This is a genomic window from Marinomonas shanghaiensis (genome assembly GCF_003259175.1).
Classification (GTDB): domain Bacteria; phylum Pseudomonadota; class Gammaproteobacteria; order Pseudomonadales; family Marinomonadaceae; genus Marinomonas; species Marinomonas shanghaiensis.
On record NZ_QGOK01000002.1, the window covers coordinates 1 to 1,008 of the forward strand.

At 47.7% G+C, this 1,008-nt stretch carries 1 protein-coding gene; it reads left to right on the forward strand.

Features of this window, described 5'->3' with window-relative positions; genetic code table 11:
• Positions 1-1,008: cadherin domain-containing protein (locus tag DKT73_RS00275; RefSeq protein ID WP_198666502.1), on the forward strand; the 1,008-nt coding region annotated here is incomplete at both ends.

The following is a 1,008-nucleotide window of genomic DNA, read 5'->3' on the forward strand; positions in this document are numbered from 1 at the left end:
ATGTGATGGCGACGGATAATGGCACAGGCAATATGACCGATACTCAAGCGGTTACTGTCAGTGTGAATGATCTTAACGACAATGCTCCTGTTGTTACTTCTGGAGCAACGGCAAGTATCGATGAAAATGCTGCAACGAGCACAGTGGTTTACACGGCTACCGCAACAGACGCGGATGGTACGAGTGCCAATAATGCTATCAGCTTTAGCTTAACCGGTACGGATGCCGCGGCGTTTGACATTGATAGCAGTACGGGTGTGGTGACGTTAAAATCGTCAGCGGATTATGAAACCAAAGCCAGCTACAGTTTTAATGTGATGGCGACGGATAATGGCACAGGCAATATGACCGATACTCAAGCGGTTACTGTCAGTGTGAATGATCTTAACGACAATGCTCCTGTTGTTACTTCTGGAGCAACGGCAAGTATCGATGAAAATGCGGCAACGAGCACAGTGGTTTACACGGCTACCGCAACAGACGCGGATGGTACGAGTGCCAATAATGCTATCAGCTTTAGCTTAACCGGTACGGATGCCGCGGCGTTTGACATTGATAGCAGTACGGGTGTGGTGACGTTAAAATCGTCAGCGGATTATGAAACCAAAGCCAGCTACAGTTTTAATGTGGTGGCGACGGACAATGGCACAGGCAATCTGACCGATACCCAAGCAGTGGTCGTGAGCATCAATGATGTGAATGAAGCACCAGTAATCACGTCAGTTGCAACGGGCAGTGTGGATGAAAATGCCGCAATTAACACAGTGATTTACACGGCCACGGCTACGGATGTAGATGCGAATGACAGCTTGACCTATAGCCTCTCTGGCGATGATGCCGCGTTGTTAGAGATCAACTCGACAACGGGTGACGTGACATTAAAATCGCCAGCGGACTTTGAAACTAAAGCTAGCTACAGTTTCAGTGTGGTTGTGACAGACAATGGTAATTTGACTGATACTCAAGCGGTTACTGTTAGCGTAAATGACGTGAATGAAGCTCCTTTAA